Here is a 21,571-nt window from a genome sequence, read left to right as displayed (position 1 = left end):
ACGACGACGGCACGGTGATGCAGAGCGCCGCCGCCCCGACCAGCCAGATCGCGACCTGCTGGATCACCGCCGCCGGCGACTTCCTCTACGCGTCCAACACCGGCAGCGCCTCCGTCAGCGGCTTCCGGGTCGGCCGGAACGGCGCCCTCACCGCGCTCGGCAACACCACCACGACCCGGGCACCGTCGATTCCGCCGCCTCCGAGGACGGCCGGTACCTCTACGTCCAGACCGGCATCAACGGCATCCTCGACGAGTTCAGGGTCAACCAGGACGGCTCGCTGACCGCCCTCGGCTCCCACATCGTCCCCGGCGCCGTCGGCGGCGAGGGAATCGTCGTCTTCTGATCGGACGGCCGTCGCTTTCCGACCTGACGGCCGCCGCCCGGTGGACACCGACCGGACCTCGGTCGGTGTCCACCGCGGACGGCTGGACCTCGCGGACTCCCGGCGGGAGCGGCGGCCGGTCGCCGGGCCGTCCGTGACCTTGCCGTCGGTGGTGCCCGGTGGGCCGCCCTCGCCCGACGGTGCCGGCGGCCCACCCTCGCGGCGCCACGCGCGCGGCGCCGTCAGCCTGCCGCCGCGGGCGGCTCGTCCGGACCGGTCGGCGGGCCGTCGTTGCGGATCGCCCACCGGGGCGGCCAGCTCTGGTCGTGGGAGATCGCCACCCCCGCTATGCCGAGGGTCGCCCTGGCGCAGCGGTGGAACTCGTCGCGCGCCGACCGGTAGGCGGCGAAGCCGGCCTGCCACTGCGCCGGGTCGGCCGGGGACCGGCCGCTGCTCATCGAACTGAGGTGCCACACGCACCGGTTCAACTCGGTGACAGCTGTCATCGTGTCCGTGTCGGTGAGCAGCCGTACCGTCTCGACCAGTGCGATGCGTCGCACTTCCGCGTCGTCCAGGTCGGCCAGGTTGCGTTCGGTGGGTTCCAGCGGAGTGGCATGAGGCGTCAGACCACGGTGGGCGGCCAGTCTGTTCGCGACGGCGACGATGTCCTTGACGGCGCCGACGTAGTCGGAGTAGGCGACCAATCGCCTCTCGTCCCAGCGCACTTCGAGCTGTCGGCGCCAGCGAGCCCGCTCCGACAGCGCGGTGGTCAGGTATGAGGCACCGGCGCCGACCACGACACCGACCAGAGCGACGAATTCAGCACCCATACCCGCCAGGTCCCTCCCCCCGGGATGTGCGGCGGGCCGGCCGCACAGGACGCTGGCACGAACACGGCCGCAGGGCAAGCCTGGAGCTGCTTCGTGGAGCCCCGTCCGCTGCGCGGGCCCGCCGGGAGCCGGTGTCGCTCGTCGGACCGGGAGCCGGACCGGGAGTCGGATCCGGGAGTCGGATCCGGGAGTCGGGTTGGGGTCGGCTGCTGGACGGAGTGTCACGTCCGGTGATCGGTAGGGGCGCCCGTCCGCCCGGCTGCGCCTCCGGCGTGGGGGCGGGGCGGTCCGCCGCGGCGGGCCGGTGCCGAGGCGCCGGTCCGGAGACGTGTCCGTTCGACTTCGAGCATGCTCCAAGCCCTGGCGTCGCGGTTGTGGGTGCACGGTCGAGGTCCGGCCGATCCGGACGGCGGGCGGGCGAGCCGGCCGCCGCGCCGCCCGGGGGCGGTCGGCATCGAGCCGGCCTCCGAGACCGCGGCCGGCGTGCACGACGAGCGCCTCGCCGGAGTCGGGTGGGAGGACCGGCCGCGCGGCCGGAACGGCGTCCGCCGAGACATGGCCGGCGAGGGGCCTCGGCCCTGCCCTGGCCGAGGCCCCCCGCCGGCCATCTCGTGCCCTGGCCGATGTCGGCGTTCGGGCCGGACCGCCGAGGGCGGCCGAGGCCTCGGCGGCGCTCGCCGCCGGTGGTGATCGGCCGGCTGGGACGCGTGACCTACGTCTCTTGTCCGGACGGGTCTGTCATGGTTTGATCACGATGCTTCTGTGGGTGGCCGCCGACGGGGCGCCGGACCATCGTGGGCCGGCGGGTCCGTGCGTGGCGGTCTTGTCGGGGTGGGGGTGGAGGACTTGTTCGCGGATGCTGATCCGGTCGGCGGGGGTGGTGAGCCGACGCCGGCGGAGCTGCGGGATCTTCAGGCGCGCGCGGACGCGCTGGCGGGGGATGTCGCAGCGATGCGGGAGCGGCTGAGACAGCAGCCCGACCTGCCCCGCGGGGTGCGGGGAGCGCTGCCGGGGTCGGTGGACGACGCTCTCACGCAGGTGGCCCGGCGGATCGGGGGCGCCGCCGAGAAGCTGGCGCGGGTGCGCGCCGCCCAGCAGCCCGGGTCGTGCACCGCGTGGTGGGGGATCTGCCCGCACTGCGGGCCGACGCTGCGCACGGAGGACGGCCGCTCCTGGTGCCAGGAGTGCGGTACCGGATGGGGCTACGACCGCGCTCAGGGCCCCTGCGGCGAGGCGGCGACCTTCCTGGCGATGGACGCCCAGGGCGGAACGGTCATCGTCTGCGCCGCGCACGGACGGCACATGCAGGAACGACTGGACGGCGGGCTCCTGCTGGCGATCCCCACGTTGTAGAGCCGCGTGCCGGGGCAGCGCGCAGGCCCCGCCCCGAGGCCGGTGGCCGGAACGGACGCACCCGCCGGTCGCGGGCCGCCGTGACCCTGTGGCGCCGGGAGCAGGCGGAGCCGTCCCGGCCGCCGCCGCCCCGCGACTGTCGTCACCGCCCGCTCCGCCGCGGTGTGCGGCCGGCTCTCCTGCCGTCCCGGCACGCCGCCGGCGCTGCTACCGTCCCGGCATGCCAGCGGCGCCTCCCGCCGTTCCGGGGCCGCCCGGCACCCGCGACGGGTGCACCGCCCGGCGCGGCGGCGGTTCGGCCGTCCCGGCCGGCGCTCCGGTGCCGGTCGGGTCGACCATGGGTGCGGTTGGCGCGGCCCTCGCCGGAGCCGGGGGAGGGGCGCGGGCCGGCCCGCCGACGCCGGCCACGCGGGCGGTGCCGCGGGGTCGGCCGCCACCCGCGTCGAGCGGCGGCGGGTGCGTGACGTGACCCCGGGTACCTGCTCAAGGCTCAAAGCCCACGGCTCACGGCCCGGACCAGGGCTCCTCGCACCGCGGGGCGCGTCGACCGTCGTCGCTAGGACGTCACCGGCCGGACCGGCGGGGCCGTCGACCAGTCGCCCGGTCGGCCGTCCGGTCGGCAGGCCGTCCCCCCGCCGTCACGGTGCGCGAGCCGTCCACGCCGCCTCCGTGGTGCGTCCCGTGCTGCATCTGCCCGTTGCCGCACAGGGGTTGACAGTGGTCAGTCGTACCTCGAGACTCCCGGAGAGCGCTCCCCCAGGCGCGATCCGCGACCTGTCCCAGTGCGTTCCGCCCCCGTCGGACAGCTGCCGTACCCGCCAGGCAGCCGCCGTACCCCGCTCGGCAGCCGCCGTACCGCGCGACGGCCCGGGCCGGGCCGCGGCATCCCACCCCCAGGGAGATGCACATGCGATTCCTGCCCCTGCTCTTACGGCCCCGGGTCCGGGCGTCGCGACGACGACGCCCGCTGGTGGCCGTCCTGGTCGCGCTCGCCCTGGCGGCCGGCGGAGCGGTCGGTGTAACGGCCGGCACCGCGAGCGCCGCCTCGGGCCTGCTGTCCCAGGGCAGGCCGGCGACGGCCTCGTCCGTGGAGAACGCCGGGACCCCGGCTTCGGCGGCGGTCGACGGCAATGCCGGTACCCGCTGGTCCAGCGCCGCCGCCGACCCCCAGTGGCTGCAGATCGACCTCGGCGCCTCCGCCACCGTCGACCGGGTGGTGCTGAACTGGGAGGCCGCCTTCGCCAGCGGCTTCCGGATCGAGGTCTCGGCCAACGCGACCGCCTGGACCCCGATCTACACCACGGCCACCGGCACCGGCGGCGTCCAGGACCTCGCCGTGTCCGGGAGCGGCCGCTACATCCGCCTCTACGGCACCGCCCGCGGCAGCGGCTGGGGCTACTCGCTCTGGGAGTTCCAGGTCTACGGCACGAGCGGGACCGGCTCGGGCTGCGGCACCGTGAACGCCGCGCAGGGCAGGCCGGCGACGGCCTCGTCCGTGGAGAACGCCGGGACCCCGGCTTCGGCGGCGGTCGACGGCAATGCCGGTACCCGCTGGTCCAGCGCCGCCGCCGACCCCCAGTGGCTGCAGGTCGACCTCGGTGCCACGACCTCGGTCTGCCGGGTGGCGCTGAACTGGGAGGCCGCCTTCGCGAGCGGCTTCCGGATCGAGGTGTCCGACAACGCGACCGCCTGGACGCCGATCCACACCACCACGAGCGGTGCCGGCGGCGTCCAGGACCTCGCCGTGTCCGGCAGCGGCCGCTACATCCGCCTGTACGGCACCGCCCGCGGCAGCGCCTGGGGCTACTCGCTCTGGGAGTTCCAGGTCTTCACCGGCTCCGGCGGTGGCGGTGGCGGCGACTTCTCCGGTTCGGTGATCTCCGCCTACCAGCAGGTCACCGCCTCGTCGTACGAGGGCGGCAACGCCCCGGCGGCGGCGCTCGACGGCCGCAGCACCACCCGCTGGTCCAGTCAGCCCGGCGACACCCAGTGGCTGCGGGTGGACCTCGGCGGCGCCGCCACCGTCACCGGTGTCGTACTCACCTGGGAAGCCGCCTACGCCACGGGCTACCGCATCGAGGTGTCCGACGACGGCGCCGCGTGGACGCCGATCCACACCACCGCCGCGGGCACCGGCGGCACCGAGCGGCTGGCGATCAGCGGCAAGGGCCGCTACGTGCGGTTCTACGGTACGGCGCGGGCCACCGGCTACGGCTACTCGCTGTGGGAGTTCCAGGTCTACGGCACGGTCGACTCCTCGGCCGCCACGCCGCCGCTGCTCTCCGGGCCCACCAGGGCGCCGGCCACCACGGGCCAGTTCGCACTGGCCGCTCCGGCGGACCGGGCCATGGTCACCAGCACCCGGCGGCCGGCCTTCTCCTGGGCCGCGGTGCCGGGCACCGCGCGCTACGAAGTGTGGCTGAACCTCAGCCGCACCGACTACGACTTCACCCAGAACGTCGATCTGATCGACCTCTACACCAAGGTCGCCGAGCCCACCGGCACGACCTATACGCCGAGTTGGGACATCTCCGACCGCTGGACCTACCGGTGGTACGTGGTCGCGGTGAGCGCCTCCGGGGCCCGCACCACCTCGAACATCCGGACCTTCAGCCTCTACGTGCCCGACATCGAGAGCACCGATGACGGCATCGGTGTCGTCAACGGCGCCCGCGACCTCGACAAGAACGGGACGATCGAGCCGTACGAGGACTGGCGGCAGCCTGTCGAGACCAGGGTCGCCGACCTCCTGGGCCGGATGACGCTGGAGGAGAAGGCCTTCCAGATGTTCTACAACGTCCAGTCGTACCCCATGTCCGGCTGGCACTTCGGCCCGGCGCAACCGGGGGACCTGCACAACGTGCTGCTCTCCACGGCGGCCACCCGTCTCGGCATCCCGCCGGTCTCGGCGGGCGACACCACGGCCGGGTACCAGACGACCTATCCGCTGCAGAGCACCCTGGCGGCCGGCAAGGACTACGCGCTGGACTACCAACTGGGCAACATGCAGCGGCTGGAGGAGCTGGAGGTCGGGGCGCGCGGCACGCTGTCGCCGCTCGCGGAGGTCGGCACCAAGGTGCTGTACCCCCGGATCCAGGAGGGCGGCGGTGAGAACGCCGAGGTCGCGGCGGCGCAGCTGCGGGCGCTGGTGGCCGGCCTCCAGGGCGGCCCGGAGCTCAACCCCGGCTCGGTGCTGGCGACGGTCAAGCACTGGCCCGGCGAAGGCGCCGGCGGCGAGGCCGGGATCACCTACGACGGGGTCACCATCAAGTACCACATGATCCCGTTCCGGGCGGCGATGCAGGCCGGCGCGGTGAACATCATGCCAGGCTACGCGGGCAGTTCGTACCTGGACCCGGGTGGCCCGGGCGCGGGCGACAGTGCCAAGATCCTGGCGTACCTGCGGCAGAACCTCGGCTACACCGGCCTGATCACCACCGACTGGCTGCCCTCCTCGGCGTGGGTGAACGCGGCCAACGCCGGGTCGGACGTGATGGGCGGCGCCGACCCGGGCGCGCCCGGCTACAGCATGGCGACCTTCGAGTCGCAGGTGCCGCTCGCCCGGATCAACGACGCGGTGACCCGGATCCTGCGGCTCAAGTTCCAGCTGGGTGTCTTCGAGCACCCGTACGGCGACCCGGTGAACGGCCCCTACCGGTTCCACCAGCCCAGTTATGTGGAGCTCGCCAACAAGGCGGCGCGGGAGTCCGACACGCTGCTGAAGAACAACGGGGTGCTGCCGGTCCGGCTGAACGCCGGGGACAACATCGTGGTCGCCGGCCCGCGGGCCACCGACGGCTCGGCCTGCTGCATCTGGACCAGCTACTTCCACGAGAACTACGGTTCGCAGACGCTGTTGGACGCGGTGAAGGCGCGGGCGGCCAAGGCCGGGGTCAACGTGTACCAGGACACCGGCCCGGCGCCGAAGCTGGCCGTGGTGGCGGTGGGTGAGCCCACCTACACCCACGCCACCGCGTGGACGAAGGAGCAGCCCTACCTGCCGGCCGACCAGCTGGCGCTCATCCAGAAGTTCAAGCAGCAGGGCATCCCGGTGGTCGTGGTGCTGACCCTGCCGCGGCCGATCGTGATCAGCGAGTGGAACAACCTGGCCGACGCCGTCGTGGTGACCTACCGGGGCGGTGAGGAGGTCGGTCCGGCCACCGCGGGCCTGCTGTTCGGCGACTTCACGCCGTCGGGCAAACTGCCGTGGCAGCTGCCACGGAGCCTGGACCAGGTGCTCAAGCCGGGCGGCACCGATGTACTGGCCGACGCCAACGAGAGCTGGGACCTGCCGTACGACCTGGGGGCCACCGCCGCGGAGCGGGCGGACATCCGGGCCAGGATCGATGCCGGTCAGCCGGTGCCGACGACCTACGGCAATCCGCTCTACCCGTACGGAGCCGGTCTGACCGGCTGGAACTGACCGGCCCGGCCCACCGGGCAGGCGCCCCCGTCCCCTTGCCGGGGCGGGGGCGTTCCAGCTGGTCGGCGTCGCCGCCGGTCAGTGCGCTGCCCGGTTCCGCAGCAGGGCGTCGAGGGAATCCAGGATCCACTCCCAGGACTCCTGGGGGTCGACGGCGGTGTGGCTGAAGCCCCCGGCGCTCTCCAGGCTGACGTAGCCGTGGAAGACGCTGCCGAGCATCCGGACGGCGTGCGTCTGGTCCGGCTCCGCCAGGTCGTAGCCGCGCAGGATCGCCCGGGTCATCTGTGCGTGCCGGACGCCGGCACTGGCGGCCGCCGTCTCGGGGTCGAGCCTGAGCCGGGCGGCGGCGTAGCGGCCGGGGTGCTCCCGGGCGTAGTCGCGGTAGGCGTCCGCGAAGGCGGCCAGCGCGTCCTTGCCGGCCCGCCCGGCCAGGGAGGCGGTGACCCGGTCGGCGAGTTCCTCCAGCGCGAACAGGGCGATCCGGGTCTTGAGCTCCTGGGAGCTCTTGAGGTGCGAGTACAGGCTCGCGACCTTGACGTCGAACCGCCGGGCGAGCGCCGAGACGGTCACCTGGTCGAAGCCGACCTCGTCCGCCAGTTCCGCCCCGGCCCGGGTCAGGCGCTCCGGTGTCAGTCCTGCTCGAACCATGACCTTCCTTCCATAGCCTTCACCTCATTCGGCGAGAACAATTATGCATTTGCCTAAAGCCTATAGGCAAATTAGCGTAGTGGTCATGAAGCCGCTGACCGAGCAAGAGATCCGCACCGCGTTCGTGAACTGCACCAAAGGTGAGGCGAAGCGCCTGTCCGTCCCCCGGGACCTGGCCGATCGGCCCTGGGACGACCTGGACTTCCTGGGCTGGCGGGACCCTCAGGCCCCCGGTCGGGCCTATCTCGCCACCGAGCTGGACGGCCGCACGGTGGCGCTCGCCCTGCGCTGCCCCGGCGCCGCCTCCTGGCAGCTGCGGCGCAGCATGTGCTCGCTGTGCCTGACCACCCACACCGGCGGTGTCTCGCTGATGGTTGCCGCGAGGGCCGGCAAGGCCGGGCAGCACGGCAACTCCGTGGGCGCCTACATGTGCAGCGACCTTGCCTGCCCGCTGTACGTACGGGGCAAGGGTGACGTGGGCGTCGGCGCGCGGATCCCGGAGTCGCTCACCTTGGAGGAGAAGATCCGGCGGACGTCCGCGAACCTCGCCGCGTTCATCGCCAAGGTCACCGCGTGAACCGTCCGGCCGGGCATGCCGCACCCGCCGGAGCCCCACCGGGCTGGTGCCGAGGCGGCGAACCGCAAGGCCGGGGCGCCCTTGACGGCGTCGGCTGGGCCGATCTTCGGCCATGAGCATCCGCCCGAACCGCTCGGCCGTGAGGGGGGATCGGCCCGTCGGGCCAGGGCCGTGCGGCCGGCGCGCGCGGCCCGGCCGGTCGTGGATCACCTCTGCCGGGACGCTGCAGTACGTACGCACCACCACCTCGCGGCCTGCGGCGTGACAGGTAACGGTGTGGACCCGGCCTTCGCGGAGGAGGGGCGGGCCGCGCCGTCGACGCGGAGGTGGAGGGTGTCCATCGCCATCGCGAACCGGACGCCGTGGTTGCGCAGTTCCCGGCAGCCGAAACAGCGGTGGACGGTGACCTCGCCGAGCGGCGCCGGCTGATCGGCCAGGTGCTCGGCGAGGCTGCGGGATCCGCTCAGGCGGGGAGGAAGAACCCGGTGATGTCGGCGAGCCGGCCGTCGCGGTGGAGCGCGGTGCTCACGCCCGCCATGGCGGGCTCGCCCTGCTCGCCGAGCTGGGTCCACCGGGCGAGCGACCGGTCGTGGTGTTCGAGCACCTCGTCGATGCGGAACCGGTGACCGGGGAAGGCCCCGGCGAAGCCGGCCATGTAGGCGGCCAGCTCGGTCAGCCCGCCGACCTCCGTGCCCGGGTCCCGGTAGGTGACGTCCTCGACCGCGACCGCGCCGAGCGCGGCAGGCCGCTCGCCGGGGTCGGCCGACCAGCAGGCCGCGTAGTTCTCCCAGAGCTGCTGTGAGTCGCTCATCGCTGTCCCTCTTTCTCGGAGTCGATCGACGCCATCGCGCCGTCGGTGATCATGTGCAGTTTGCTGGCGGGGGTGCCGGCCCGGACCAGCACCAGCAGGCCCTGGTAGAGCGCCAGCAGGTGGGCCGCCGAAACCTCGACGTCCAGATCCGCGGGGAGCAGGCCCAGGGTGCGGGCGCGTGTCAGGGCTTCGGTGAAGCCGGACTCGATCGTCTCCAGGCCCCGGCGGACCCCGTCGGCGGCCTGCGGAACGGTGAAGGACTCCACGGCGGTGTTGGTGAGCAGGCATCCCGGATCGGGGTCGAGGCCGGTCTCGAAGGTCGAGGTGAAGAACGACCGGATGCCTGCCACCGGGTCCGCCGGCTCCCGGAGATGGGCCTGGACGCGGCCCTGCACCACCTGGTCGTTGTAGGCGTCCAGCGCCGCGCGGAACAGGCCGTCCTTGCTCCGGAAGACCCGGTACAGGCTGCCCGGATGCAGCCCGGTCGCCTCCTCGATGTCCCGCAGGGAGGCCCCGAGGTAACCGCGGCGACGGAACAGTCGCATGGCGGAGGTGAGGACCTCCGACTGGTCCCAGAGCTGCTTGCGTCCCATCGGCACTCCCGTAGTTGAACGATTGCTCCCAAAAAATAGCACGCCGGTCCGACCGGTCGCTCCGATGGTTCGGCCGGCCTCCGAAAGGCGACGGGGCCGCACCGCCCGGGTCGGACCGTGGCCCGTGCCGCCGGGGCTCGGAATTCGGGGCCCGGGCGCGAGGATCACCGGCAGTGTTCGAATCAAGGCGGTGCGTCCTTGCAGGTGAAAGCTGGGATGTTCGATCGATTTCTATTAGCTCAAATGTTCGAACAGGCTCTAGGGTGGGTGACAGGTGGGGGCGCCGGAGATCAGGACATGGGGGTCGTGGAGCTGGGAGGCGACCACCGTTGTTCACACGTCCGCAGGTCCCCCCGGGCCCTGCCGCCACCCCCGGGAGCGCAGGATGACCGGTGCCGCCCCCCGGGCGATCCTGCAGGTGCGCGTCGCGGGGGCGTCCTTCGAGCGCTACCAGGAGCTGTTCGCCGTCCTCGCCGACATCACCCCCGTCGTGCAGGCCCTGCCGCCGGACGGCGCGCTGCTGGACGTCACCGGCGCGCTGAAGTTCTTCCGGCGCACCCCGGAAGGCCTGGCCGATCTGCTGCAGACACGGCTCGCCGCCCGGTACGGCGTCCAGGCCGCGATCGGCGGCGGCGGGACCCGCCAGCTCGCCGCGATGGCCTGCGACACCTGCCGGCCGGGGGAGACCCGCATCCTCGACCCGCAGGACGCCCACGCCGCCCGGGCCTTCCTGCGCTCGCGCCCGGTCGAGGCGCTGCCCGGCGTCGGCCCGGCGCTCGCCCGCGGCCTGCAGCGCTACGGGGTCCGCAGTGTCGGCGACCTGGCCGATCTGCCGCTCGCCACCGTGCAGCGGATCGCCGGGGCCGGCACCGGACGGCTCCTGCACGACCGGGCACAGGGGCGCGACCCGCGCCCCGTCGCCGCCGGCGGCCCACCGGCCGGGATCGCGGCCACCCGCCGCTTCGAGCAGGACGTCCTGGATCCCGACGAGGCCCGCCGGGCGCTGCTCGCCCTCGCGGTCGACCTGGGCGCCAGGCTGCGGGCCGGCGGCAAGATCGCCCGCGGCGTCGAGCTGCAGGTCACCTACGCCGACCGCTCCCACACCTCCCGCTCACGGACCCTGCGGGAACCCACCGCGCACACCCCGGCGATCACGGAGGTCCTGTACGCGATGTTCGCCTCATTGGGCCTGCAGCGGGCCCGGATCCGCGCGCTCACCGCCCGCGTCGGCGCCCTCGCCGCCGCCGAGCGGGGCTACGTCCAGCTCACCTTCGACGCCGCCACCGAGGACCGCCGCCGTCTGGAGCCCGTCCTCGACAAGGCCGACCTGCGCTTCGGCACCGGCGCCGTCCGGCCCGCCGCGCTGGCCGGCCCGGGCCCGCACCGGCCGGGGCGGGCGCCCCACTTCGGCCGCGCGCCCGGCCGGGGGCGGGCCTGACCGCACCGGCCGGGGAGGCGCAGGGCCGGCCGAAGCGGCGAGCTCCCGTCGGTCACGGACAGCGGCTGTCCTCGCCCGGGCGCCCCACCGGGGGCGGCCTACGGACGGGACGGGCATGGCCAGAATCACCTATGACGCCACGACAGCGACTTCCTTCCGAGCCGTTCGCGAGATCCCACGCGACGGGCTGGCGGCCTGGGAGGACGCCGTGCGACGGCATCTGGACCCGTCCCCGGGCATGACCGTCGTGGACATCGGCGCGGGCACCGGAGCCTTCGCCGCGGCCTTCTGCGACTGGTTCGGCGCGCGCGTGGTCGCGGTCGAGCCCTCGGAGGCGATGCGGGCCCTGATCCCGGGCCGCCCGGACATCCAGGTCCGCGCGGGACACGCGGCGTCCCTGCCCCTGCCGGACGCGGGCGCCGACGCGGCCTGGCTGTCCACGGTGACCCATCACGTCCCCGACCTGCCGGCGGCCGCCCGCGAGATCCGCCGCGTGCTGCGGCCGGGAGCACCGGTACTCGTCCGCAACGCGTTCGCGGGCCGCTACGAGCGTCTGCGCATCGTGCGCTGGTTCCCCGAGACGGCCAGGGTGCTCGACACCTACCCGTCCGTCGAGGAGACCTGTGCCGCCTTCGCGCAGGCCGGCTTCGCACCGGCCGCCCTGGAACCCGTCCCGCAGGCCGACATCGCGAGCCTGGCCGAACTCCTGGAGCGTGCGGATGCTCTCCGGGACGCCGACACGCTGATGCGCAGCCTCTCCGAGGAGGAGTTCACCCGCGGCAAGGAGCGGCTGCGCGCGGCCGTGGGAGCTCAGGACCCGGCGGCGGACCTGACGTCGTCGCTGGACCTGCTTGTGCTGCGTTGAGCCCGACTCCCGTCCCGGCTCCGCGCCCGGGGGCAGCGACCAGCGGACCGCTTCCCCGGGACGACCGGTGACACGCCCTGGTACGGAAGTCCCTCGGACGCGGCGCACAGGGCCGCCGGCGGTATCGGCCCGCCCGGCGGGCGTACGGACCGCACGTCATCGGTCGCGCGGCTGACCCTGGCTCAGGGCCGTCGCCCGTCTCCACCGCTGAACGCCCATCCGCCCGCAAGGGGCCGCCCCGACGGTGGAGTTGAGGGGGCGTGCCGTATGCGAGAACGTCACGGAAAGTCCTCCTCCCGGTTACACGGCCGACTCCGCACGCATGTCATGCTCCCGGTAACCACTGGTCAACACGCGTAGATCACGGCCCTGTCGAGCACCCGGCCGGGTTCCGGCGCGTGCTCGTCCCCCGGGAAGGGGCACCCCCATGTCCGTTGCACAGACAAGCAGATGGAAGATCCTGGCGGCGACCGTGTCCGCCGTCCTGGTCGGCCTCGCCCTCCCGACGGCAGTCGCGACCCCCGCGAGCGCCACCACCACCGCGTACGACAGTACGTACTACAAGAACGCGATAGGCAAGACCGGTACGAGCCTGAAGACCTCGCTGCACACGATCATCAGCAGCCAGAGCAAGATCTCGTACGACGCGGTCTGGAACGCCCTGAAGGTCACCGACCAGGACCCGAGCAACACCAACAACGTGATCCTGCTGTACAGCGGCACCTCGCGCGCGAAGTCCCTCAACGGCGGCGACCTGGGCGACTGGAACCGTGAGCACGTATGGGCCAAGTCCCACGGCAACTTCGGTGAGGTGACCGGCCCCGGCACCGACCTGCACCACCTGCGTGCGGCGGACGTCCAGGTCAACAGCATCCGCGGCAACAAGGACTTCGACAAGGGCGGCAGCGCGGTCGGCGGAGCGCCCGGCAGCTACACGGACTCCGACTCGTTCGAGCCGCGCGACGCCGACAAGGGCGACGTGGCCCGCATGATCCTCTACATGGCCGTCCGCTACGACGGCGGTGACGGCTTCGCCGACCTGGAGCCCAACGAGAGTGTCAACAACGGCAGCAACCCGTACATCGGCAAGCTCTCCGTCCTGAAGCAGTGGAACGAGCAGGACCCGCCGAGCGCCTTCGAGGAGCGACGCAACCAGGTCATCTACGACACCTACCAGCACAACCGCAACCCGTTCGTCGACCACCCGGAGTGGGTCGAGGCGATCTGGTGACCGCTCGCCCGCAGGCCGGCGGGGCGCGAAGTCCCTTGCGGGGATGAATGGTCGGCGTCACCGGGGGGCTACGGACGGACCTCCCGGGCCGGTGACCTCCCCGGCGGACGGTGCGACGTCGCCGCGCCCCGGGCGGTGCGCGGGCGCCGGGCCGGTCCCGATCCCTGGCCAGGATCGGGGCCGGCCCGCGGTTCGACTCCGGGCCGAGGCGTGAGGGGTCGGAGCGACCGGGGCCGCTGGTGGACATTCCCGAGAATGCGGCCGTATTCTGCACGCGATCTCTGCGTGTGACCAGCACCGCAGGCATGTCGGCGGGGGCGCAGTGAAGTCCGAAGCAAGTCTCAAGGCGCTGCGTCCGCAGGCCATGGCCTACAGCGGGCCGGTCGTCGTCCCCAGGCGCCTCGCCGTGGCCGCGCAGCTGCTCATCGCCGCGCTGACCGCCCTTCAGCTGGCCCTCGCGGTCGCCGGGGGCACAGGGTCCGAGCTCTTCGCCCGGAGCGTGCCGGTCCTGGGGCCGCTGTTCGTCGTCACCGTCGTGGTGTTCCTCTGCTGGTTCCGCCGCTGCCGGCTCAACGCCCAGTGCATCGCCCCCGGGACGCAACACCACTCGGCGGGACTCGCCGTCGGTGCGTGGTTCGTCCCGCTGGCGATGTGGTGGATCCCGCGTCGGATCGCGTTGGACATCTGGCGCGCCGGCAACCCCGCCGGCGGGACCTGGCTGATCGAGGCGTGGTGGGTGGCGTGGCTGGCCAAGACGGTCGGCAGTGTGGCGGTAGGCCGGTTCGGGGTGCGGCCCGCCGGATACTCGGTCTATGACGAGGTGGTCGGCGTCATCGCCGCGGTGCTGGCGATCCTGGTGATCCAGCGGATCACGGACCGTCAGGGCGTCGGTGCCGCTGCCCGTCAGGCGGCCCGGAAGTAGGTCCGGTTCCCGCTCCGCCGGGCCGAACCGCAGCAGCCCGCCGGGCCGAACCGCAGCAGCCCGGCCGGCAGCAGCAGCGCGCCTGGCCGCCGTCGGCCCCCCGGCCGTCGTCCCCGCCCGTCCGAAGATTTTGCCGAACGGTCGACCAACGCGAGGTCGCCCGCGGCTAGCGTCAGGGACATCCATCCCGACGCGAACAAGGTGGTCCGGTGCGCCCGCCGGGCCGCCGGAACGAGGTATGCCGTGACGCTCGTCGACCTGGCGGCGGTCGCCGCCGCCCTCCCCGGCCCCTGGTCCTCCCGGGTGCTCGGCGAGGTGGGCGACACGCAGGTGAAGGTGCTGCGGATGGACGGGACCGGGCTGCCGGCGGAGAGCCATCCGACGGCCGAGGCCCTGCTGGTCCTCGACGGCCGGCTCGAACTGGAGGTCGCCGGCTGCCTTGTCCCCGTGCCGGCCGGCCAGCTGTACGTGCTGCCGGCGGACACCCCGCACGCCGTCCGGGCCGGCAGTCACGGCACTCTGCTGATCGTCGAACGGGGCTGAGGCATTCCCTTTGTCAGTCCGGCGGGTTACAGTCCGAAAGCAGGGAAGATCATCAGGAGGGGCCATGGCCGACAACGGCAACCCGGCGGGCACAGGGCCTGGCCGGCCGCGCGGAGTGCGGGTCGGGGACGACGGGCTCACCGACCGCCAGCGGGCGATCGTGCTGGCGATCCGATCGGCGGTCACGCGCCAGGGGTACCCGCCGAGCATGCGTGAGATCGGCGCTGCGGTCGGTCTGACCAGCACCTCCTCGGTGGCCCACCAGATCCGGACCCTGGAGAAGAAGGGCGTGCTCTACCAGGACCCGCACCGCCCGCGCGCCTACCGCCTGTGGGAGGACGAGCTCCCGGCGCCCGCTCCGGCCCGGACCTCCGGCGCCGGCGTGCAGGTGCCGCTGGTCGGCCGCATCGCCGCCGGGGCCCCGATCACCGCCGAGCAGACCAGCGAGGACATGCTGTCGCTGCCGCGTCTGCTGGTCGGTGGAGGGGACCTGTTCGCGCTCACCGTGCACGGCGACTCGATGATCGGGGCCGCCATCTGCGACGGCGACATCGTGGCCGTCCGCCGGCAGCCGGTCGCCGAGAACGGCGACATCGTCGCCGCCATGATCGACGGCGAGGCCACCGTCAAGCGGCTCAGGAACAGTGACGGCCGCAGCTGGCTCGCCCCGCACAACCCCGCGTACGAGCCGATCCCGGCCGACGGCGCCACCATTCTCGGCAAGGTCGTGGCCGTGCTCCGCAGTCTCTGACCGCACGTCCGTCCCCGAGGGGCGCCCACGCCACGGCGTAGCAGTCCCCTCGGGGACGGGCGGCGCCCCGGCTCGACGCGGCCGCGCCGCCCGGCTCAGGCCCGTACGGTCAGCCACGCCCCGAGGCCGCTGCACCCGCGCGCGTCGTAGCTGGTGCTCCGGTAGCCGGCCGGGACGGGCGAGTAGGGGCAGGTCCAGATGCCGTTGCGGACGAGCTGGTGGTACCAGGCGCCGACGCCGCTGCAGCCCCTGGGGTCGTAGTTGGTCAGGACGTACCCGGAGACGATCGGTGAACCCGAACAGGTCCAGATGCCGTCCCGGACGGGCTGCTGCAACCAGGCGCCGTACCCGTTGCAGCCGGAGATGTCGAACATGGTGATGACGTACCCCGCCGGGACGGCCACGCCCGGGCAGGTCCACCCGCCGACGGCGGCCGAGAGCGCGGCGGGTGCCGGCGGGTCAGCCGCCACCTGTACCGACGGGGCTGCCGACACGCGCGCGGGCACGGGCGCGGCGGTGGCCGTCGCGGTGGCCGTACCGGTGAGGGCGGCCGCGAGCAGGGCCACCACGCCGGCCGCGCGGGCGAGCCTTCGGTGGAGGGGGTTCGTCTTCACCCGGGTCCACCCGGGGCGGAGGTCGCTGGTCATTGCACACCGGTCCGATCGGTAGGTCCCGTCGGCACGTTCCGACGGCCGGCGGGTACGAAACAGCGGGACGAATCGCACCCTAGACCGGACGCTCCGTGGATGGTCGGCGCGGCTGGAATGATCAATGAACTTGACCGGAAACCGATCTGACATGCCATCACAGTCGCTGTCCCGGGGCCCGTCGGCTCCGATTCCGGTTCCGTTTACCCTGGCCCCGCCGCTGCCGGCCCCGCCGGCTCCGGGCCGGCGGGGCCGAACCGGTCAGCCCTCGACCGCGGCCGCGGCGCGCTCGCCGGCCGGGGCGCCGGGGGCGTCCTTCGGCCCGCCCGGGGCCGCGTCGGCCCGGACCGCGGGGATGACGGCCGCGACCGCCGCGGCCACCAGGGCCACGCCGAGCCCGACGAGCAGGCCGGTGCGGAATCCGCTCTCGGAGGCGAAGGTGTGGCCGCCCATGGTGGTGGTCATCTGGGAGAGGACGGTGCCGATGACGGCGGCGCCGACCGAGGTGCCCAGTGCGCGCATCAGCGTGTTGAAGCCGTTGGCGGCGGCGGTCTCGGCGGGCGGGATCGAGCTCATGATCAGGGCGGGCATCGCGCCGTAGGCGAGGCCCACACCGCTGCTGGTGACCATGGTGACCACCATCAGGCCCCAGGCCGAGCCCATCAGCGCCTGCGACAGTCCGTAGCCGGCGGCGATCACCAGTACGCCGCTGATCAGGGTGAACTTCGGGCCGCGGGCGTTGGTGAGCTTCCCGCCGAAGGGGGAGACGATCATCATCATGATGCCGCCGGGCGCCATCCACAGGCCCGCCGCGAGCATCGACTGGCCCAGGCCGTACCCGGTGGCCGCCGGGAACTGCAGCAGCTGGGGAACGATCAGCATGCTGGCGTACATGCCGAAGCCGACGAAGACGGACGCCAGGTTGGTGAACAGCACCCGTGGGCGGGCCGTGGTGCGCAGGTCGACCAGCGGGTCCTTGGTGCGCACCTCCCACACGCCCCAGCCGAGCAGTACGACGACGGCGGTGGCGAACAGGCCGATCGTGGTCGCGGAGGCCCAGCCCCAGTCGGCGCCCTTGGACACCGCGAGCAGCAGGCTGACCAGGCCGACGCCGAGGCCGATCGCGCCGGGCAGGTCGAAACGCTGGCCCTTGGCGGTGGCCGGGACCTCGGGGACCAGGAACCAGATCAGGGCGGACACCGCCATCGCCAGGACGGCCGCGCCCCAGAAGAGCACCCGCCAGTTCGCGTACTGGGCGACGGCCGCGGCGATCGGCAGGCCGAGGCCGCCGCCGATTCCCATCGAGGCGCTGACCAGTGCGATCGAGGAGCTGAGCTTCTCCTGCGGAACGACGTCCCGCAGCAGGGCGATGCCGAGCGGCACCATGCCCATGCCGACGCCCTGCAGTCCGCGTCCGACGATCATCGGGACGACGGAGGAGGCGAGCGCGCACACCACCGAGCCGGCCACCAGCGGCACCGAGCAGACCAGCAGCATCCGGCGCTTGCCCAGCATGTCGCCGAGCCGTCCGGAGACCGGCACGCAGACCGCCGAGACGAGCAGGGTGACGGTGATCACCCAGGCGGCGTTCGAGGGCTTGGTGTCCAGGATCTGCGGAAGTTCCGCGATGAGCGGGGTGACCAGGGTCTGCATGATCGCGGCCACGGTGCCGGCGAAGGCCAGAGTGGCGACGACACCGCCTGATGATGCTGGTCGTTGAGGGGCGGCCATGGGGCACTCCTGATGGTTGGTCGGGGGGCAGAGGAGTGCAGCATACATGCGACATGCATCATGCATATGGCATGCCTGATGCATAATGGTGGAGGGAGGCAGCGGGCATGGCGGAACCAGCGCGGTGCACGCCGGCCACCGGCGTTTGGAGGCGGCAGCACGATGGACAGACCCACCCATGAGGTCGAGTACGAGCAAATGCTCCTCGGTCGCCACGGCCTGCCCGGGCAGGGCGGCGGCCGCCGCCGGGACGGCCTGCTGGAGCGCAGCGCCTACATCCTGCTGAGCCGCATCCGGGTGCAGGGGCCGATGTCGATCGGCGAACTGAGCGAGGCCTTCGACCTCGACGTCTCCACCCTCAACCGCCAGACCACCGCCGCCCGGCGGGCCGGTCTGGTGGAGCGCATCCCCGACCCGGCGGGCGGGATGGCCCGCAAGTTCCGGATCACCGAGGAGGGCGTCCGGATGCTCGACGAGGAGCGAGCCGGGACAATCCGGGCGCTGGACCGGGTGATGGCCGACTGGACGGACGAGGACATCGCCGTCTTCGCCGCCTGCCTGCGGCGCTTCAACGCGGGCATCGAGCGGCTGGGCGGCCGCCCCTGGCCGCGCCCCTGACCCGGTCCGTGCCGACCGCGCGCCTGGCCCGCCCGCCCCTGGCCCGCCCGCGCCTGGCCCGCCCGCCCCTGGCCGCGCCCCTGACCCGGTCCGTGCCGACCGCGCGCCGGCGGACCGTCCCGGGGGTCGTCGAGGGTGCCGGCCGGGTCGCGGGTGGGCGGGAGCCGTCGCCGGGCCTGGCATGATCGATGCATGGTCGAACGAGTCATCGCAGCCTGTGACGGAGCTGCCAAGGGGAATCCCGGTCCAGCGGCATGGGCCTATGTGGTCGCCGACAGCGCCGGGGTCCCCGCCCGTTGGGAGGCCGGCCCGCTGGGGCACAGCACCAACAACATCGGGGAGCTGACCGCGCTGGAGCGGCTGCTGACCGCGACGGATCCCGCGGTGCCGCTGGAGGTCCGGCTGGACAGCACGTACACCCGGGACGCGGCGACGAAGTGGCTGGCGGGGTGGAAGCGCAACGGCTGGAAGACCGCCGCGGGCAAGCCGGTGGCCAACCGCGAGCTGATCCAGCGCATCGACGCGCTGCTGGAGGGCCGCGAGGTCACCTTCGTGTACGTTCCCGCCCACCAGGTGGACGGCGATCCGCTGAACGCGATCGCCGACAAGGCCGCCAGTGACGCGGCCCGTACCCAGGAGGCCGCCGCCGGCACCGCCGCCGACCTCCCCGTGCCGGACCCGGTGTCGGCCTCGGCGTCGCGCAGCGGCCGCCCGGCGGCCGCGTCCGGTGCGGCACGGAAGACCTCCACGTCCTCCTCCGGCGGTGGCGGGCGGACGCTGTCCGCGCGGTTCGCCGGCACCTGCCCGTGCTCCCGTCCGTACGCCAAGGGCGACAAGATCACCAAGGTCGGCAGCAGCTGGGGGCACCCGCAGTGCGCGGGGGCGACAGCCTGACCCGGTAGCCGGTAGCCGGTAGCCGGTAGCCGCGTAGCCCGAGCCGACAGCCGGACACCGCCGGACCGACGGCCGGGGCGGGAGAGTTCCCTGATCACTCTCCCGCCCCGGCCGTCCCGCGTTTCCGACGGGGCATCAGGTCATTTGTCCCGGACTATTGACTCGGATTACAACAGTCGGGATTCTCGTCACATCGTGGACGCGGGACATGACAGGCGGCCGGGCGGCGGTGCTGCCGCCCGGGCGGTCTGCCTCCTCGACCGCGTCGTCCGTCGACGGGAGACGTGAGTGGTGACCATGGCCCGACCCTCGCACAGCAGGCGCAGGCTCATCGCGGTGCTGTCCTTACTGCTCGCCCTGGTGGCGATGGCGCTCGCCCCCGCGCCCCGCGCCTCGGCCGAATCCGGCTGGTGGATCCCCTCCGCCCGGCCGGCGCCCGACTCCGGGATCAACGTCACCGGGGAGCCCTTCAAGGGGACGGACGCCCAGGGGCACGTGCGCGGCTTCGTCGACGCGCACGACCACCTGATGGCCGACGAGGGCTTCGGCGGCCGGCTGATCTGCGGCAAGCCGTTCTCCGAACTCGGCGTCGCCGACGCGCTCAAGGACTGTCCCGAGCACTACCCGGACGGCACGCTGGCGATCTTCGACTTCATCACCAAGGGCGGCGACGGCAAGCACGACCCGGTCGGCTGGCCGACCTTCCAGGACTGGCCCGCCCATGACTCGCTGACCCACCAGCAGAACTACTACGCCTGGGTCGAGCGGGCCTGGCGCGGCGGGGAGCGGGTGCTGGTCAACGACCTCGTCACCAACGGTGTGATCTGCTCGGTCTACTTCTTCAAGGACCGCGGCTGCGACGAGATGACCGCGATCCGCCTGGAGGCGCAGAAGACCTACGACATGCAGGCCTACATCGACCGGATGTACGGCGGGCCGGGCAAGGGCTGGTTCAGGATCGTCACCGACTCCGGGCAGGCCCGCGAGGTGATCCAGCAGGGCAAGCTGGCGGTGGTGCTCGGTGTCGAGACCTCCGAGCCGTTCGGCTGCAAGCAGATCCTGGACGTCGCGCAGTGCAGCAAGGCCGACATCGACCGCGGCCTGGACGAGCTGTACGGGCTGGGCGTGCGCAGCATGTTCCTCTGCCACAAGTTCGACAACGCCCTGTGCGGGGTCCGGTTCGACGAGGGGGCGCTCGGCACCGCGATCAACGTGGGCCAGTTCCTGTCGACGGGCACCTTCTGGCAGACGGAGACGTGCGCCGGCCCGCAGCACGACAACCCCATCGGCCTGGCGGCGGCGCCCACGGCGGAGCAACAGCTCCCGAAGGGCGTGGCGGTGCCCGCGTACGGCGGGGGCGCGCAGTGCAACACCCGCGGTCTCACCGATCTCGGCGAGTACGCGGTGCGCGGCATGATGCAGCGCAAGATGATGCTGGAGGTCGACCACATGAGCGTGAAGGCCGCCGGGCGGGCCTTCGACATCCTGGAGTCCGCGTCGTACCCCGGTGTGCTCTCCTCGCACAGCTGGATGGACAGCGCGTGGACCGAGCGGCTCTACAAGCTCGGCGGGTTCGCCGCCCAGTACATGAGCGGGGCGGAGGCGTTCAGCGCCGAGGCCCGGCGCACGGACGCGCTGCGCGACAAGTACCAGGTCGGCTACGGCTACGGCACCGACATGAACGGCGTCGGCGGCTGGCCCGGGCCCCGTGGCGCGGACACCCCGAACCCGGTGAAGTACCCCTTCCGCAGCACCGACGGCGGCTCGCTGATCGACCGGCAGACCGCCGGGCAGCGGACCTGGGACCTCAACACCGACGGCGCCGCGCACTACGGCCTGGTCCCGGACTGGATCGAGGACATCCGACAGGTCGGCGGCCAGGACGTGGTGGACGACCTGTTCCGCGGCGCCGAGTCCTACCTGCACACCTGGGGGGCCTCCGAGAACCATCGGGCCGGCGTCAACCTCGCGGCGGGGGCCTCCGCCTCGGCGTCCTCCGCGGAGTGGTGGAACCCGTTCGTGAGCTTCGCGCCGGGCAAGGCCGTGGACGGCGACCCGGGCAGCCGCTGGGCGAGCGAGTGGAGCGACGACCAGTGGCTCCGGATCGACCTCGGCTCCTCCCAGCTGGTGCGCCGGGTCACCCTCGACTGGGAGCGCGCGTACGGCAAGGCGTACCGGGTCGAACTCTCCGCCGACGGTGTGAACTGGACGACCGCCTGGTCCACCGACGCGGGTGACGGCGGACTGGACACCGTCCGGTTCGCCGGGACGCCGGCCCGCTTCCTGCGCGTCCACGGGCTGCAACGCGGCACCCAATGGGGGTACTCGCTGCGCGAGGTGGGCATCTACAGCACCTGACGGTGCCGGCTTC

General features: G+C 73.1%; 19 protein-coding genes. 12 read left to right on the top strand and 7 right to left on the bottom strand.

Features of this window, described 5'->3' with window-relative positions; genetic code table 11:
- Positions 1–85 precede the first annotated feature (85 nt).
- Both OG689_RS02170 and OG689_RS02165 read right to left on the bottom strand, forming a co-directional pair.
- Complete coding sequence (locus tag OG689_RS02170; protein WP_266317005.1) at positions 86–394, bottom strand: hypothetical protein; 309 nt, start codon at positions 392–394, stop codon at positions 86–88.
- A 173-nt stretch (positions 395–567) separates the two neighbouring features.
- Positions 568–1,155 (bottom strand): hypothetical protein, encoded by a 588-nt coding sequence (locus OG689_RS02165; RefSeq protein WP_266317004.1) that lies wholly within the window; start codon positions 1,153–1,155, stop codon positions 568–570.
- Positions 1,156–2,001: 846 nt separating this feature from the next.
- On the opposite strand from OG689_RS02165, the gene OG689_RS02160 reads away from it, so the two are divergent.
- Positions 2,002–2,508 (top strand): hypothetical protein, encoded by a 507-nt coding sequence (locus OG689_RS02160; protein WP_266317003.1) that lies wholly within the window; start codon positions 2,002–2,004, stop codon positions 2,506–2,508.
- 907 nt (positions 2,509–3,415) lie between these two features.
- Positions 3,416–6,931, top strand: a complete 3,516-nt coding sequence (locus OG689_RS02155) for a discoidin domain-containing protein (protein ID WP_266317001.1) — start codon at positions 3,416–3,418, stop codon at positions 6,929–6,931.
- Positions 6,932–7,009: 78 nt separating this feature from the next.
- Here the strand turns inward: OG689_RS02155 and OG689_RS02150 are convergent, their stop codons facing one another.
- The gene (locus tag OG689_RS02150) at positions 7,010–7,579 is read right to left on the bottom strand and encodes a TetR/AcrR family transcriptional regulator (protein WP_266317000.1); all 570 of its coding nucleotides are present in this window, start codon (positions 7,577–7,579) and stop codon (positions 7,010–7,012) included.
- Between the two features lie 85 nt (positions 7,580–7,664).
- On the opposite strand from OG689_RS02150, the gene OG689_RS02145 reads away from it, so the two are divergent.
- The gene (locus OG689_RS02145; protein WP_266316999.1) at positions 7,665–8,156 is read left to right on the top strand and encodes an FBP domain-containing protein; all 492 of its coding nucleotides are present in this window, start codon (positions 7,665–7,667) and stop codon (positions 8,154–8,156) included.
- A 463-nt stretch (positions 8,157–8,619) separates the two neighbouring features.
- On the opposite strand, the gene OG689_RS02140 is transcribed toward OG689_RS02145, so the two are convergent.
- Together OG689_RS02140 and OG689_RS02135 are read right to left on the bottom strand one after the other, a co-directional pair.
- Complete coding sequence (locus OG689_RS02140) at positions 8,620–8,967, bottom strand: nuclear transport factor 2 family protein (protein ID WP_266316998.1); 348 nt, start codon at positions 8,965–8,967, stop codon at positions 8,620–8,622.
- Entirely contained in the window at positions 8,964–9,560 is a 597-nt protein-coding gene (locus tag OG689_RS02135) for a TetR/AcrR family transcriptional regulator (RefSeq protein WP_266316997.1), read from the bottom strand. Before OG689_RS02135 ends, OG689_RS02140 begins: the two co-directional genes overlap by 4 nt.
- A gap of 385 nt (positions 9,561–9,945) precedes the next feature.
- Between OG689_RS02135 and OG689_RS02130 the strand changes: the two genes are divergently transcribed.
- The 6 genes from OG689_RS02130 to lexA all read left to right on the top strand — a co-directional run bounded on the left by OG689_RS02130 (position 9,946) and on the right by lexA (position 15,310).
- Positions 9,946–10,998 (top strand): hypothetical protein, encoded by a 1,053-nt coding sequence (locus OG689_RS02130; RefSeq protein WP_266316995.1) that lies wholly within the window; start codon positions 9,946–9,948, stop codon positions 10,996–10,998.
- Positions 10,999–11,113: 115 nt separating this feature from the next.
- The gene (locus tag OG689_RS02125) at positions 11,114–11,863 is read left to right on the top strand and encodes a class I SAM-dependent methyltransferase (RefSeq protein ID WP_266316994.1); all 750 of its coding nucleotides are present in this window, start codon (positions 11,114–11,116) and stop codon (positions 11,861–11,863) included.
- Between the two features lie 427 nt (positions 11,864–12,290).
- Positions 12,291–13,094, top strand: coding sequence for an endonuclease (locus OG689_RS02120; protein ID WP_266316992.1), 804 nt, complete (start codon positions 12,291–12,293; stop codon positions 13,092–13,094).
- A gap of 322 nt (positions 13,095–13,416) precedes the next feature.
- Positions 13,417–14,016 (top strand): DUF4328 domain-containing protein, encoded by a 600-nt coding sequence (locus OG689_RS02115; RefSeq protein WP_266316991.1) that lies wholly within the window; start codon positions 13,417–13,419, stop codon positions 14,014–14,016.
- Between the two features lie 243 nt (positions 14,017–14,259).
- Complete coding sequence (locus OG689_RS02110) at positions 14,260–14,559, top strand: cupin domain-containing protein (protein WP_266316989.1); 300 nt, start codon at positions 14,260–14,262, stop codon at positions 14,557–14,559.
- Positions 14,560–14,623: 64 nt separating this feature from the next.
- Positions 14,624–15,310 (top strand): transcriptional repressor LexA, encoded by a 687-nt coding sequence (gene lexA, locus OG689_RS02105; RefSeq protein WP_266316988.1) that lies wholly within the window; start codon positions 14,624–14,626, stop codon positions 15,308–15,310.
- Between the two features lie 95 nt (positions 15,311–15,405).
- Here the strand turns inward: lexA and OG689_RS02100 are convergent, their stop codons facing one another.
- The gene (locus OG689_RS02100) at positions 15,406–15,924 is read right to left on the bottom strand and encodes a hypothetical protein (RefSeq protein ID WP_266316986.1); all 519 of its coding nucleotides are present in this window, start codon (positions 15,922–15,924) and stop codon (positions 15,406–15,408) included.
- Between the two features lie 294 nt (positions 15,925–16,218).
- On the bottom strand, positions 16,219–17,688 hold the full coding sequence (locus OG689_RS02095) for an MFS transporter (protein ID WP_266316985.1): 1,470 nt from the start codon (positions 17,686–17,688) through the stop codon (positions 16,219–16,221).
- Between the two features lie 162 nt (positions 17,689–17,850).
- On the opposite strand from OG689_RS02095, the gene OG689_RS02090 reads away from it, so the two are divergent.
- The 3 genes from OG689_RS02090 (at position 17,851) to OG689_RS02080 (ending at position 21,558) form a co-directional block, all read left to right on the top strand.
- Positions 17,851–18,306 carry a MarR family transcriptional regulator gene (locus tag OG689_RS02090; protein WP_266316984.1) on the top strand — a complete coding sequence of 152 codons (456 nt, stop codon included), beginning with the start codon at positions 17,851–17,853 and terminating at the stop codon, positions 18,304–18,306.
- A gap of 192 nt (positions 18,307–18,498) precedes the next feature.
- Entirely contained in the window at positions 18,499–19,200 is a 702-nt protein-coding gene (locus tag OG689_RS02085) for a ribonuclease H (protein ID WP_266316983.1), read from the top strand.
- 297 nt (positions 19,201–19,497) lie between these two features.
- The gene (locus OG689_RS02080; RefSeq protein ID WP_266316982.1) at positions 19,498–21,558 is read left to right on the top strand and encodes a discoidin domain-containing protein; all 2,061 of its coding nucleotides are present in this window, start codon (positions 19,498–19,500) and stop codon (positions 21,556–21,558) included.
- Positions 21,559–21,571 lie beyond the last annotated feature (13 nt).

The sequence above is a fragment of the Kitasatospora sp. NBC_00240 genome (genome assembly GCF_026342405.1).
Taxonomy (GTDB): Bacteria; Actinomycetota; Actinomycetes; order Streptomycetales; family Streptomycetaceae; genus Kitasatospora.
The sequence above is the reverse complement of the archived record's forward strand: the minus strand, read 5'-3'. Positions and strand labels throughout refer to the sequence as shown.